Raw genomic sequence first — 12,326 nt, 5'->3', positions numbered from 1 at the left:
TGATCTGGACCAGCATGATGACCAGGGTCAAAGGCCGACCAGCAATTAGTATCGCGCTCTGTTCAACTCCTTGACCTGGGTCAAGGCCAGCGGGTCCGACCCGGCTAGAGTAACACCATCAATTCTGGCGCAGCGCGGCACTTGCGACTGCGACAAGCCGGGGGCTCAATGTCCTATGTAACGCTCACACCGCAATCTTTGCCGACATCGCATATCTGCTGCGCCATCTCCGACAAGAAATGCGCCGAAGGGTATGCCGCCAAGCGGCAGTGGCTCGCCGATCAGCATGCCCACGGCTATCGCTTTCGGTGCCTGCTCGTCAATCGGCCGCAGCGGACAGCCGCTTGGCCTGCCATTCACCGAAAGCCTGCTGACGTGGCTGCCAGGCGCCATCGCCACGTGGCAGGCTGATCGCGGCCATACCGAGGCGCAGCTTGCCGTGGGCGCGAGTTGGTTGCCGGTTCTGCGATAACCCGCGCCGCAGTCGACGCCACGCAACGTGCAGCCGCAGATGCTGTCGCGGTGGCAGGCACCCGGCCGTCACTTGGCAAGCCGGGCTAGGAAGACCCACCCGATTGCTGACGGGCCTTGGCAAGTCCTTTGGCCATGGCAAACACCACAGGACCATCCTGGATTGTGTGGATCTGGTACTCCATGCTGGAGAGGTGGTCGGTATTACCGGACCCTCTGGCCGCGGAAAATCAACCCTTCTGCGCATTATTGCGGGGCTCGAGCCGACAAGCTCAGGCACAGTTGTCGGCACCGTTGGCAGCAATTAGGGCGGCGCGACCATGCCGGTGTTTCAGTATCCTGTTGCGAGCCTCGACCCGCGCTGGCTCATCTGGCGCAGCCTGGTCAGCCACTGACCGCCCCCCGCCGACCCAAGCTGGCGCAGGCGGAGCACCTAAAGCCGGCCCGGCAGGCGCTGGCGCAACTCGGGCTGGCCGATGTTGACCCGTGCAGCCTGCCGGCTGACTTATCGTCGGGACAGTGTCAGCGCGTTTCTGTAGGCCGTGCCCTGATTGCCAGCCCCCGCCTGCTACTTGCGGACGAGCCGACCAGTGCTCTCGATACCCTGGCCAAGCGACAGGTCCTCGACATGCTCGTTGAAGCCGCCGCGGCAGGCACTGCCATCCTACTGATCAGCCATGACCGCAAGATGCTTGGCACACTGTGCGACCGGGTGCTCGAGCTCCAGCAGGGCCAATTGCGCGCTGTTTTATCTTCATAACACAGACGCCACGGTTGAACTTGCAGCAGTTCTGGGCGATTCTGCATTGGCTTGTGGTGGCCGATCCGCTGGCTTACAGGACGACCATGCGACTCACCCAATTCACCGATTACGCCCTGCGCCTGCTGATCTATGCGGCAATGAATGCCGATCGTCTGGTGACGATTGAAGAAACCGCCGCCGCCTACGGGATTTCACGCAGCCATCTGATGAAGGTAGCCAACCTGCTGGCGCGCGAAGGCTTCCTCAAGGCGGTGCGCGGACGCCTGGGGGGACTTACGCTGAGCAAGCCGGCGCAGGAGATCGTGTTGGGGCATGTGGTACGCGCAACCGAGCCCGACTTCGCCATGCTGGAGTGCTTTGGGCGGGAAGAGCAAACTTGCTGCCTCTCAACGGACTGTCATTTGCGCGGCATTCTGGGTGGCGCGCTCCGCGCCTTCATGACGGAGATGGACCGGCATACCCTTCAGGATTTGGCCAGCAATCCCGTCCACTTCGGAGTTCAGCGCCCAGCCGACTGAAGATGGTGAGTGCGACATTTTCGCTTGACGCTAAAACATGACTGTTAAATACATGTATTTGCTGTATAGCTGATCACACCCATGTGATCTGTGCTCCGGATGTCCGTCACAGACCGGATGTAACAGCATCGTACCATTATTGATCAAAGGCCTTCCATGACCGATTTCGCGCCAGCGAAACGGGCGAGCCTGCATGCGCGCACTGCTACCCGTACCAGCGTCCTCACTGCCATTCTCATTATCCTGCCACTATTGCTCGCCGTGCTGGCTCTGTGCCTAGGACGCTATATCGTCAGTCCCGGCAATACCCTGTCCATCCTGTTCAGCCACGTGTTGCCGATCGAGCCCAATTGGGAGGCGGTGGAAGAGACCGTCGTGCTCAACATTCGCCTGCCGAGGGTGCTGATGGCGCTTTTTATCGGCGCGGGCCTCGCTGTGTCAGGCGCCGCCTTTCAGGGCCTGTTCGGCAATCCATTGGTCAGCCCGCATATTCTAGGAGTATCCTCGGGCGCGGGTTTTGGGGCGGCCCTCACCATCCTGATCTTCCGCCATATGGCATTTGTGCCCGCCGGGGCGCTGGTCTTCGGCATTGTGGCCATGGTGTTGGCGCTGTGGATTTCGCGGCGCGGCGGCAGTTCGTCGCTCTTTATGCTGATCCTGGCCGGCGTTATTACCGCCGCCATGTTCGAGGCGCTGCTGGCGCTGCTCAAATATGTCGCCGACCCCACCGATACTCTACCCACCATTGTCTATTGGCTGATGGGCAGCCTCACCTCCGCATCCTATGAGATGCTGGCCTGGGGCGTGCCCCTGATCGGCATCGGTATTGCCGTATTGTGGGCAGTGCGCTGGCGGCTCAATGTCATGTCGCTGTCGGAGATTGAGGCCCGTTCGCTCGGCACCGATGTGAAGAAAATCCGCTGGGTCGTCATTATCGCTGCCACTCTCGTCACCGCGACCACCGTGTCGCTGGCTGGCATTATTGGCTGGGTAGGCTTGGTCATTCCCCATGTCGCGCGCATGCTGGTGGGCTCTAACCACTCAGCCTTGATCCCCGCATCGATTTCGATGGGCGCCATCTACTTGCTGGTCATCGATACGGTCGCACGCACTGCCACCAGCGCCGAAATCCCGCTGTCTATCCTGACGGCGCTGGTGGGCGCACCGTTCTTTGCCTACCTGCTGAAGCGCAGCAAGGGAGGCTGGTCATGAGCCTCACCATCCGCAATGCCAGCTATGGCTACAGGCCAGGACAGCCGCTGTTTTCGGGTCTCGATTTCGCCCTCTCTCCCGGTGACATCATGGCGGTGCTCGGTCCCAATGGCTCGGGCAAGACGACGCTGCTCAACACCATTACGGGCATGATGGCCTGGCAGCAGGGCGAAACCCGTATCAATGACAAGCCGCTGGCCGCCTATGGCGAACGGGCCTTGTGGCGCCATATCGGCTATGTGCCGCAGGCGCGCGCCAATGCCTTTGCCTATTCGGTTCTGGACATGGTGCTGCTCGGTCGCGCGGCGCATCTGGGCACCTTTTCCCGACCCGGCGCCAAGGATCGCGCCCTGGCCCGCCGGGTGCTGGAGCGCCTCGAAATCGGCCATCTGGAGACGGCCTATTGCAACGCCATCAGCGGGGGTGAACTGCAGTTGGTGTTCATCGCCCGTGCGCTGATCGGCGAACCATCGATCCTGTTTCTCGATGAGCCAGAATCGCATCTCGATTTCAAAAAGCAGCTGATCATCCTCGATATCATCGAGCGTCTCGCCCGCGAGGATCGCCTGACCTGCGTGATGAATACGCATTTTCCCAACCACGCACTACGCATTGCCGATTCCGTGCTGATGCTGGGCCGCGATGGCACCCATCGCTTCGGCCCCACGAACACAGTGCTGACTGAAGACTCTATCCGCGCGTGCTTCGGCGTTAATGCGCGCATCGACACCATTGTCGCCGAAGGTCGCGCCATGCGTGCCATCTATCCAGTGTCGCTCGACCGGCCCCCTGCCCCTTCTCAACCGGAGAGCTGAACCATGTTCAAGCCATCGCTGTTCACCGCCCTGCTCATCAGCACCGCCCTCGCGACCGCGCCAACCCTGGCGCAGGACACTCACAAGGTCACCGACCGCATGGGTCGCGAAGTCAAGTTGCCGATCAAGGTCGATCGCATCGTGACCGAGTTCCTGCCTTTCCCCTCTGCATGGTTCATCTCCACTGGTTCGGCCGACGCCATCGCCGGCATGCATCCGGACTCCATGCGCATGGCCGAACGGGCTTTGCTGGGCCGCATAGCCCCGGCATTGCACAACGCTGAAACTGGCTTCACGCAGGGCAATTCCGTCAATGTCGAAGAACTGCTGCGGCTGGCGCCTGATGTGTTCGTTTCTTATGAAACCATGCCCGCCATTGCCGATGTCGCGCGCACCGGGATTCCGGTTCTGGCGATGGATGTGCTGTCCAATTCCGGCGGCAATGTCATTCAGACCTACAGTGGCTGGATGCAATTGCTCGGTCAGGTGGCCGGGCAGGAGGCGCGCACCCAGGAGATCATCGCCTATGGCCAGGGGACGCTCGATGATACGCGCTCCCGCCTGGCCAGCCTGAGCGATGCCCAGAAGCCTGGCGCCCTGTTCTTCGCACGGCTTGAAGAAAAATCGCTCAAGGTCAACGGCGCCGGTCATTTCGGGAATTTCTGGCTCACCGAGTCAGGTGCCGTCAATCTGGCGCCGCCTGAGTTCACACCGCTAGCCGACATCGACATGGAACAGATCTACAAGCTCGATCCGGAGGTTATGTTCATCTCCAATTTCTCCGCTACCCAGCCGGAAGATCTCTACGAGAACCGCATTCCGGGGCAGGACTGGAGCCACGTCAGGGCGGTGCAGAACCAGCGTGTCTACAAGATTCCGGAGGGCATTTTCCAGTGGTATCCGCCCAGCGCCGACGCGCCGCTAATGCTCAAATGGATGGCCCAGAAAAACCAGCCTGAGCTGTTTTCGCACTTTCGCATCGAGGACGAAATCAAGACCTACTACGGCCACTTCTATGGCTACGACCTTAGTGACACCGACGTTCAGCTCATTCTCAAGCCACAACTCTAAGAACCTCCAATGACCCATACCGCCATGTTGCGCATGCTTTGCCTCGCCGCCCTTTTCGTCCCCGTCACCGCTGCCCAGGCGCAGGATACCCATATTATCACCGATGGCATTGACCGGGAGATCGAGCTACCGATCAATACTGAACGCATCGTCGCCGGATTCTTCCCATTCCCCTCGGCGTTCTTCATCGCCACCGGCTCGCTGGATCACCTGGTGGCCATCAGTTCGGACTCCCATAACGCCGCTGAGCGCTCAGTGTTTGGCAAGATCGCGCCGGGAGTGCTTGAGCTGCCCACCAATCACATCGAGGGCGGCGTGCTCAACGCTGAGGAATTGCTCAAGTTCAATCCCGACGTCTACGTGACACATGAGGGCAACGCTTCCATAGAGGTTGCGGAACGGACGGGCGTGCCGACGCTGGTGCTCGACGTGCTCTCCAAAGGCAAGGGCAACACCATCCAGACCTTTGCCAACTGGATGGGCATCATCGGCGCCGTAACCGGCGAGACCACCCGGACTGGCGAGTTGATCGACTATGCCAACCAGACGCTGGCAAATACCCGCGCCATCATGGGCGGGCTGGACGCGGCGGATCGACCCGGCGCCCTGTTCTTTGCGCGGCTACATGAAGGCGAGCTCAAGATCAACGGGCCCGGCCACTTCGGGGATTTCTGGGTCACCGAGGCGGGTGGGACCAATCTGGCTGGCGAACGTTTCCCGTCCTTCTCCGATATCAGCATGGAACAGGTTTATGCGCTTGATCCGGAGGTGATCTTCATCACCAACCTCTCTCCCACCCTGCCTGAGGACCTCTATGAGAACCGCATACCTGGGCAGGACTGGAGCCATGTCAGCGCCGTCAAGAACCATCGCGTATACAAGATCCCAGAAGGTGTGTTCCAGTGGTATGTGCCCAATGGGGACGTGCCGATGATGCTGAAGTGGTCAGCGCAGAAAATGCATCCTGAACTGTATGCCGATTACAATTTTGCCGCCGACCTCAAGGCCTACTATCTGCGCTTCTACGACTATGCTCTGACAGATGCAGACGTCGAGTCCATCCTCAACCCCACATTCTGATGCCCCGGCCATCGGTGTCATCCGGTGGCCAAATTTCATTGCCGAGGACGATCATGACTTTTCCTGCTTTCTTTGACGAAGCGCCCGCTGTGCGGTTGCGTGAACCCCTCGCGGCCTTTCTCGGGGCGACCAGTGATGGAACCATTGAGTATCGCTATGCCGATGCGGTCCGGCTGGCGGGACATTCCTGCCCTGCCGTGGCCAGCGCCTGGCTGATGGTCACCAACGGACTGAGCTACCTCTACGATGACGAATTGCCCGAGCGCGGCAACATTGAAGTGGCCATGCGCGATGCGCGCGACTATGCCACCACCGGCGTGCTGGCCTCAATCGCGACGCTGCTCACCGGTGCCGCCGCCGAAACCGGCTTTCAGGGCATCGGTCCGACGCACCGCTTTGCCCGGATGAGCCAGCTCTCCTTTAATGCCGAGATCGATGGCAGGCTGGCTTTGCGGCGGCGTGACACCGGCAAGGGCGTGGTGGTCGACATCAATACCGATTGCGTCCCGCACGATCCGGCCATGGCGAACCTGATGCCCAAAGCCGTTGCCGGTACGGCCACACCGGACGAGCAGGCCCACTTCGCCCGGCTGTGGCAGGAGCGCGTCCAGCGCATATTGATCGAGCATCATGACGATCCCAAGCTGGTCCATCTCTATGACTGGGCCCATTGACGTGGCTGCCGAGCGTCACTGGCCGGCTGGCCTCGCCCCCTATCGGCGCACTCCCGACTTCACCGAAACCACCGTCCCCGCCGGCCTGCTCAAGGCGCATTCAACCAAGACCGGGGTCTGGGCCCAAATCCATGTGCAGCAGGGGCAGTTGCGCTTTCGCGATCTCGAAACCGGAACGGAAAGCGTGCTGCCAGTCGGCGTGCACCAGGTGATTTTTCCGCAGGCTTTGCATGAAGTCGAGCCGGCGGGAGCGGTGCGGTTTTACGTCGAGTTTCACCGCGCCTAGTCCGTCGACGGGCTCACCAGCGCCGGAGCCTTGAAATAGGGCAGGAAGGCGTGGAGCCAGACGCCAAAGGCTGCAGCCCATAACAAGGCGGCCAGTGCGTAGTGCAGGCCGAGAAGGCGCTCGCCTATGCCAAGTTCAGGCAGCGTGCGCACCAGGGCTGCCAGCAGCATCAGCGCCAGTGCCCAATGCCCCTGACGCGGTAGAACCAGGTCGCGGCCGGTGTGGCGCAGCCCGGCAATGATGAAGACCGAGATCACCGCCAATCCCAGCGAACCCATAGAGAGCAGGTGCAGGCCGGTATGGGCGGCGACGGGTGCGCCAAGACCGGCCAGGCCGACCACCAGAAAACCCAGCCCGGCCATCAGATTGGCGCCGGCCAGCCCCAACACTTCGGCCTTGAGCACAGCGCGGCCGATAAACCACTCGGCCAGCCGATCAAAAAACGCGGCGCCGGCCGCCAGCGCCAGGAAAGCTGATGCCAGTGAATTGGGCAGGACCAAGAGGGCGGCCACATAGAGTGCGACGAGACCAGCGGCCAAGTTCTGCCGACCCGGATGTGGCCGATAGGGCGTCGTCTCTCCGCTCGGGTCGAGCGCCAGATTGATCACCACGACATTGATGCGGGCCACCGAGAGCGAAAGGAACACCAGGAAAACCGCAAGCGCGGCCTCGAGCAGGCGCCCTGAAAGTTGGTGGGCGCCGGTTACCCAGGCCAGCCGAATGGCAATCTCAAGGCCCGCAAACAGGCCGCACCAGATCGCAAAGGACAGGTGCTTGGTGCTGCGCCGGTCAAGTAAGGGCTTGCTGATGAACCACGTCAGCAATAGCAGGAAGGCAGCATCCGTCACCCCGGTCAGCCCGGCCAGCAGATCAGCGCCAAAGAGTCCCGCGATGCGCCCGGGCAGCCACAGGCCGAGCAGCCACAACAGATCGCGGTCACGCCGGCGCGGCGTATCGGTCCACTCCGGCATCGTCGTGGTCAGAAACCCCGCCAGCGCCATGCCATAGGTGCCAAAGATCATCTCATGGGCATGCCACTGGCTGACCGGGATGGCATGCGCCAGCGGCAGATCGAGCCCATAGAGCATGGTCCAGATCAGCGGCCAAAGCGCCCCATGGATGGCGGCCGCGGGAAACAGCAGACGGAAGCCCTCGTCGAGCAGGATCGGCGGCAGCGGGGGGTTTCGGCTACTCATGACTGCCGCCTCGGATCAAACAGCTCGGCAAATTCAGGCTCGCGCGACCAGGAATCCACCATATCGAAGATCTCACGATCGCTGCGCCGGCCGCGTTGCCCGGCCACCTGACGGCTGTCAAGCACGCGGCCGTCCTCGCCTGACAGCAGGATCAGCCGGTCCGCGACCCGCACGGCCTCGCTCAAATCGTGGGTGACGAAAATGGCCGAAAAGCTGCGCGTTTCAGCTGCGGCGATCACCAGATCCTGCAGCGCCCGCTTTAGCCCGACATCGACGGCGGTGAAAGGCTCGTCAAACAATACCACATCCGGATCGACAGCCAGCGCCCGGGCCACGGCGGCGCGCTGGCGCATGCCGCCAGACAGTTCGGCGGGATACTTGTCGAAATCTTCCGGCAACAGCCCGACATCGCGGGCCCGGGCCGCGGCCTGCGCGTCCCGCAACGACCGGCTCATGCCCGATGCTGCCAGCCCATAACCGATATTGGCCAAGGTGGTTTGCCAGGGCAGCAGGCGCGGCTCCTGAAACACCACGGCGTGGCGACGATAGGCACGCTCCACACGACCGCGCAGCGGCTCGATCAACCCGGCGGCGATCTGCAGGATTGTGGTCTTGCCGCAGCCCGAGGGGCCCAGCAGAGCCACGACTTCTCCCTCCCCCAGCGTCAGTTGGAAACCCTCGAACACGCTGCGCCCGAGAAACGAGTGGCCCACGCCATGCAGTGCCAGCTTCATCGTTTGACACCCCAGGGCAAGCTGGCGCTGCGCCAACGCTCCACGGCCTCGCGGATGGGGTGGAGGATGCCGAAATCGGAAATCAGCGCAAAAATGACGGTAACGACGATCCACGCCGTTACGGCGGGAATGTCAAATAGGGCGCGCGCCGTGGCCAGTTCCCCGCCGACGCCGCCGGTATTGGACAGCAGCTCCGCCATCACCGTCACCTTCCAGGCCGATCCGATGGTCGTGGTCCAGGCCGCAAACATGTAAGAGAGCAGGTGCGGCAGCGTGACGGTGCGAAAGCGCGTGACCGCAGAGGCGCCAAAGGTCCGCGCCATGGCGTCGAGCGAGCGATCCCTGGTGGCGACGCCCTCCAGCGCGCCCGCAAAGGAGATCGGCACGCCGGCCAGCACCACGGTCATCACCGCCGAGCCATTGCCCGAACCAAACCAGATCAGCGCCAGCACGATCCAGGCGATGGGCGGGACGCCCAGAATCACTGTGACGATGGGCTTGAGGATACGCATGGTGGCAAAGGAGTAGCCGGCCGCTGCCCCCGCAATCGTCCCGATCCCGGCCGCCAGCGCGAAGCCGGTCAGGGCGCGCTCGGCAGTCACCCCCGCTATGGCCGGAAATCCCGGCGACAGCAGGATCTGCTGCACCTTGGCAAAGGTTTCGCCCGGCGCCGGCAGGATGAACGAGCCATAGAGCTCATGGCCGAGCTGCCAGGCTGCAACGAGGCAGAACAGCCCCGCCAGCCCGGCCCAGCCCGACCAGATATAGCGCCCCAGCCAAGCGCCGGCCCGTCCCAGCAGATTCAGCCCGCCCGCCGCCATGGGCATCGGACGCGGTGCATCGGTCCAAGGCCTCGCCGGCGCCGTGCTGTCAGAGAGCATAGAAAGCATCGTCGGGCAGCTTGCCGCCCAGGATTGCCGGATTAACCGCCGCCAGCACCTCGAAGAATTCGACCAGATCGGGCTTGATCAGGCTGGCCCGCCCGGCGGTGAGATTGCTGAAGGGCAGCGCCCGGGCAATCACTGCAGCTGGCAGGCCGAAGGTTTCGGTCACCAGCGAGGCGGCGCCTTCCGGATCAGCCAGCACGGTGTCAACGGCCTTTTCCATGGCTGCCTGCAACACCTCGATACCATCGGGACCGAGACGCTCAACCAGAGCGTCAGTCAATGCCAGTCCGGCCTGCGGAATCACCGCCTTGCCGGTTACTGCCGTCCACGCCTGCGAGATATCGATGACCCGATGCAGTGGCTTGCCGGCTTCGGCAGAACGCGCCAGGGCGGCCGTTGCGGCCGGCTCGGTGGTCAGCACCGCGTCAAGCCGCTCCGCCAGCAGCATCTGCACCGCCTCGGCCGGTGTGGCGGTATATTCCAGCGTCAGATCAGTGCCCGCTATTAGCCCCGCCTTCTCCAGCAGGCGCGCCAGCACGTAGTCGGGCATGTCGTTCTTGAACGGTACCCCGACCCTCCTACCCTTCAGGCCGGCGATGTCGGCAATGGATCCGTCACTGGCCAACACATAGAGCAGCCCATTAGTATTGATGTTGAGCAGCCGCACGCCCAAGCCGCGGTTGTAGAAATTGGCGGCGACATAACTCGGGACCACGCTGGCGGGCATGGAGCCGGAGCTAAGGCCGGCACGCAACTCGTCGGGCGTCTTCCACGCCTGGAACGTCGCGCCGGGGGCAACGCCATCGAGATCGCCACTGGCTATAGCCTGGGCGACGACAATTGAGGGCGTAGCTCCCGGCCCCCAGAACACGAGCGGCTCCTGGGCGCGCAGCAAAGCCGGCGCGAACAGCGCCGAGCCTGTGGCAATGGCGGTTCCGGTAAGGAAGGTACGACGGTTCAACATTTGGATCTCCAGGGCAGGCGTTGTGAAAGGGACGGGTCGACGTATTGCTCTAGTCAGCCGCTATGACGCCGGCGCGCAGCGGCACGATACCAGCGCTGTCCTCGCCGCGGTGGAAGGCGAGACCAAGCCGGAAACTCTGGGCGATGCGTTCCGACCGGTCGATAAACAGCGCCGCCGTGGGAGGCAGGCACAACTCCTCCACCGTCTGCCGGAACAGCGCCAGCCAACGCACAAAGTGCGGATCGCTCAGTTCGGAGTTCGCCATATGTTTGGGCATTGGCCGACCGTCATAGCGGCCCGAGCCGAGCAGCAGCGAAGACCAAAAGTCATACATCTTGCCCAGATGAATTGGCCAACTCGCGGCCGCGATATGGGTGTCGAACACTGGTCCAATCAGTGGATCGACCCGGACCTTGGCATAGAACGCATCGACAATCCGCGCGATGCCGGCTTCATCCAGACCCGGCGGCGCAATCTTGCCCGGCACCGCAGGATGTATAGGCTTGCTGAGATCAGCAGCGGAGACAGCAACCATCGGCTCGCCGGGCGGTATTTGCTGGGGCTGTCCGGTCGGGGTTTCCGAAAAGAACTCGACGTAAAAGCGCACTGAGCCAAGGGGCTCGAGCTCGTGCGCCTGGCGCGGACAGACGATGCCAAACCGCTCGGGAACGAGCAATTTTTCGCTGCCATCTTCGATGAAGCGCAGCGTCAACTGCCCTTCGATGACGGAAATCTTGCCCCAAACGCCGCTGTTGGTCTCATGCATGCTCCGCCATGCCGTGGGGATTGAGTGCGCATCAAAGATCTGCGTCCGCTGGTAGGGCCGCAACGCGGTGGGGAGGGAGGGAGCCATCGGGGCATTCCTTGCAAAGACCGGAGCACCCTAAACGCCAATAGTTGATATTGTAAGTCATGTTTACTTGCGGCAGGGTGTCGCAAGTCGATGCGGTAACCGCACAATTGGTACCGGCTACACAACGAGGATATCCCTGTTGCTCTAGCCACCCTCGCGCCGGTACTACTCGTCCATCTGTCGATGAATGCTGCCATTGTCTTGCTCATAGGCCTCGAGCGTCACCGTCAGCCAGCCTGGACAGACGCATGGGCCGACATCCCCTGCCCGCAGGGCCGCCAGCCATTCGCCACGCGAACAGCGACAATTCGCATCGGCATGCTCGAGGGACCAATTTCCAGCAATTTGGTGTATCGCCGGATTTTGCGCTGATGCCGGCCCCGACTTGCTTTCGCGGCGAAACAGTCCTGTCAAGAACCCTTGCGGGAGTGTCATCGCCGGCACCCCACTGGCGCAAGAAACGGATGGCAGTTCCCCACTAGGCCGTCTGAATGCCCCTGGCATGCCTCATTGCGCTGAAGTGACATCACGTCCTCTTTTCAAGGCACGCAATCCTGATCGTCGCGAGCCAACAAGAGTGTCATTGCATATCCATTTAATATGTCAATGATTGTCATCTTTTCAGCGACCAAAAGCACACCTTCTCATGGTCGACCAGCCCAGGTGTGACCTTGCGTGGCAACAGGAGGGCTGGCAGGATTGGGCACTGCGCTGCTTGTTTTCCTCGCGCCGGGACTGCGCCTGGGCTGATGCGACGCGGTTTCAGCACGGGTAGACCACCCCTTCGAGCAGTTTGCGTGCA

At 62.2% G+C, this 12,326-nt stretch carries 14 protein-coding genes; 9 read left to right on the top strand and 5 right to left on the bottom strand.

Annotation, left to right across the window (positions count from 1 at the left end; translation table 11 throughout):
- The first annotated feature begins 638 nt into the window (after positions 1–638).
- The 9 genes from Q8O80_RS21550 (at position 639) to Q8O80_RS08620 (ending at position 6,890) form a co-directional block, all read left to right on the top strand.
- Positions 639–779, top strand: a complete 141-nt coding sequence (locus Q8O80_RS21550) for an ATP-binding cassette domain-containing protein (protein WP_371136149.1) — start codon at positions 639–641, stop codon at positions 777–779.
- A gap of 53 nt (positions 780–832) precedes the next feature.
- A complete protein-coding gene (locus Q8O80_RS21545; protein WP_371136148.1) occupies positions 833–1,231 on the top strand; it encodes an ATP-binding cassette domain-containing protein in 399 nt (132 codons plus the stop codon).
- A gap of 86 nt (positions 1,232–1,317) precedes the next feature.
- On the top strand, positions 1,318–1,752 hold the full coding sequence (locus Q8O80_RS08650; protein ID WP_305578980.1) for an Rrf2 family transcriptional regulator: 435 nt from the start codon (positions 1,318–1,320) through the stop codon (positions 1,750–1,752).
- Positions 1,753–1,908: 156 nt separating this feature from the next.
- Positions 1,909–2,964, top strand: a complete 1,056-nt coding sequence (locus Q8O80_RS08645) for an iron ABC transporter permease (protein ID WP_305578978.1) — start codon at positions 1,909–1,911, stop codon at positions 2,962–2,964.
- Positions 2,961–3,779, top strand: coding sequence for an ABC transporter ATP-binding protein (locus tag Q8O80_RS08640; RefSeq protein ID WP_305578976.1), 819 nt, complete (start codon positions 2,961–2,963; stop codon positions 3,777–3,779). Before Q8O80_RS08645 ends, Q8O80_RS08640 begins: the two co-directional genes overlap by 4 nt.
- Positions 3,780–3,782: 3 nt before the next feature.
- Positions 3,783–4,850 (top strand): ABC transporter substrate-binding protein, encoded by a 1,068-nt coding sequence (locus tag Q8O80_RS08635; protein WP_305578974.1) that lies wholly within the window; start codon positions 3,783–3,785, stop codon positions 4,848–4,850.
- Positions 4,851–4,859: 9 nt separating this feature from the next.
- Complete coding sequence (locus Q8O80_RS08630; protein WP_305578972.1) at positions 4,860–5,930, top strand: ABC transporter substrate-binding protein; 1,071 nt, start codon at positions 4,860–4,862, stop codon at positions 5,928–5,930.
- A gap of 53 nt (positions 5,931–5,983) precedes the next feature.
- Positions 5,984–6,604 (top strand): FmdE family protein, encoded by a 621-nt coding sequence (locus Q8O80_RS08625; RefSeq protein WP_305578970.1) that lies wholly within the window; start codon positions 5,984–5,986, stop codon positions 6,602–6,604.
- Positions 6,588–6,890, top strand: a complete 303-nt coding sequence (locus Q8O80_RS08620) for a DUF1971 domain-containing protein (protein WP_305578968.1) — start codon at positions 6,588–6,590, stop codon at positions 6,888–6,890. The genes Q8O80_RS08625 and Q8O80_RS08620 overlap by 17 nt, the downstream gene beginning before the upstream one ends.
- Here Q8O80_RS08620 and Q8O80_RS08615 read toward each other — a convergent pair.
- The 5 genes from Q8O80_RS08615 to Q8O80_RS08595 are packed head-to-tail and all read right to left on the bottom strand — an operon-like array spanning position 6,887 to position 11,524.
- Positions 6,887–8,086 carry an NnrS family protein gene (locus Q8O80_RS08615; protein WP_305578966.1) on the bottom strand — a complete coding sequence of 400 codons (1,200 nt, stop codon included), beginning with the start codon at positions 8,084–8,086 and terminating at the stop codon, positions 6,887–6,889. The two genes, Q8O80_RS08620 and Q8O80_RS08615, sit on opposite strands and share 4 nt — an antisense overlap.
- Positions 8,083–8,820 (bottom strand): ABC transporter ATP-binding protein, encoded by a 738-nt coding sequence (locus tag Q8O80_RS08610; RefSeq protein WP_305578964.1) that lies wholly within the window; start codon positions 8,818–8,820, stop codon positions 8,083–8,085. The genes Q8O80_RS08615 and Q8O80_RS08610 overlap by 4 nt, the downstream gene beginning before the upstream one ends.
- Positions 8,817–9,701 carry an ABC transporter permease gene (locus tag Q8O80_RS08605; protein ID WP_305578962.1) on the bottom strand — a complete coding sequence of 295 codons (885 nt, stop codon included), beginning with the start codon at positions 9,699–9,701 and terminating at the stop codon, positions 8,817–8,819. Before Q8O80_RS08605 ends, Q8O80_RS08610 begins: the two co-directional genes overlap by 4 nt.
- Positions 9,691–10,671, bottom strand: a complete 981-nt coding sequence (locus tag Q8O80_RS08600) for an ABC transporter substrate-binding protein (RefSeq protein ID WP_305578960.1) — start codon at positions 10,669–10,671, stop codon at positions 9,691–9,693. Before Q8O80_RS08600 ends, Q8O80_RS08605 begins: the two co-directional genes overlap by 11 nt.
- Before the next feature lie 49 nt (positions 10,672–10,720).
- Positions 10,721–11,524: a DUF1971 domain-containing protein gene (locus Q8O80_RS08595; RefSeq protein WP_305578958.1), complete on the bottom strand. Its 804-nt coding sequence runs from the start codon at positions 11,522–11,524 to the stop codon at positions 10,721–10,723.
- Between the last annotated feature and the right edge of the window lie 802 nt (positions 11,525–12,326).

Origin of the sequence: Devosia sp., assembly GCF_030689745.1 — a bacterium.
Lineage (GTDB): Bacteria > Pseudomonadota > Alphaproteobacteria > Rhizobiales > Devosiaceae > Devosia > Devosia alba.
The sequence above is the reverse complement of the archived record's forward strand: the minus strand, read 5'-3'. Positions and strand labels throughout refer to the sequence as shown.

Bases quoted from the DNA above. Each gene is read 5' to 3' on its own strand.
- Q8O80_RS08595 (WP_305578958.1), bottom strand. From the start codon at position 11,524: ATGGCTCCCTCCCTCCCCACCGCGTTGCGGCCCTACCAGCGGACGCAG.
- Q8O80_RS08600 (WP_305578960.1), bottom strand. From the start codon at position 10,671: ATGTTGAACCGTCGTACCTTCCTTACCGGAACCGCCATTGCCACAGGC.
- Q8O80_RS08620 (WP_305578968.1), top strand. From the start codon at position 6,588: ATGACTGGGCCCATTGACGTGGCTGCCGAGCGTCACTGGCCGGCTGGC.
- Q8O80_RS08610 (WP_305578964.1), bottom strand. From the start codon at position 8,820: ATGAAGCTGGCACTGCATGGCGTGGGCCACTCGTTTCTCGGGCGCAGC.
- Q8O80_RS08640 (WP_305578976.1), top strand. From the start codon at position 2,961: ATGAGCCTCACCATCCGCAATGCCAGCTATGGCTACAGGCCAGGACAG.
- Q8O80_RS08625 (WP_305578970.1), top strand. From the start codon at position 5,984: ATGACTTTTCCTGCTTTCTTTGACGAAGCGCCCGCTGTGCGGTTGCGT.
- Q8O80_RS08650 (WP_305578980.1), top strand. From the start codon at position 1,318: ATGCGACTCACCCAATTCACCGATTACGCCCTGCGCCTGCTGATCTAT.
- Q8O80_RS08605 (WP_305578962.1), bottom strand. From the start codon at position 9,701: ATGCTCTCTGACAGCACGGCGCCGGCGAGGCCTTGGACCGATGCACCG.
- Q8O80_RS08630 (WP_305578972.1), top strand. From the start codon at position 4,860: ATGACCCATACCGCCATGTTGCGCATGCTTTGCCTCGCCGCCCTTTTC.
- Q8O80_RS08645 (WP_305578978.1), top strand. From the start codon at position 1,909: ATGACCGATTTCGCGCCAGCGAAACGGGCGAGCCTGCATGCGCGCACT.
- Q8O80_RS08615 (WP_305578966.1), bottom strand. From the start codon at position 8,086: ATGAGTAGCCGAAACCCCCCGCTGCCGCCGATCCTGCTCGACGAGGGC.
- Q8O80_RS08635 (WP_305578974.1), top strand. From the start codon at position 3,783: ATGTTCAAGCCATCGCTGTTCACCGCCCTGCTCATCAGCACCGCCCTC.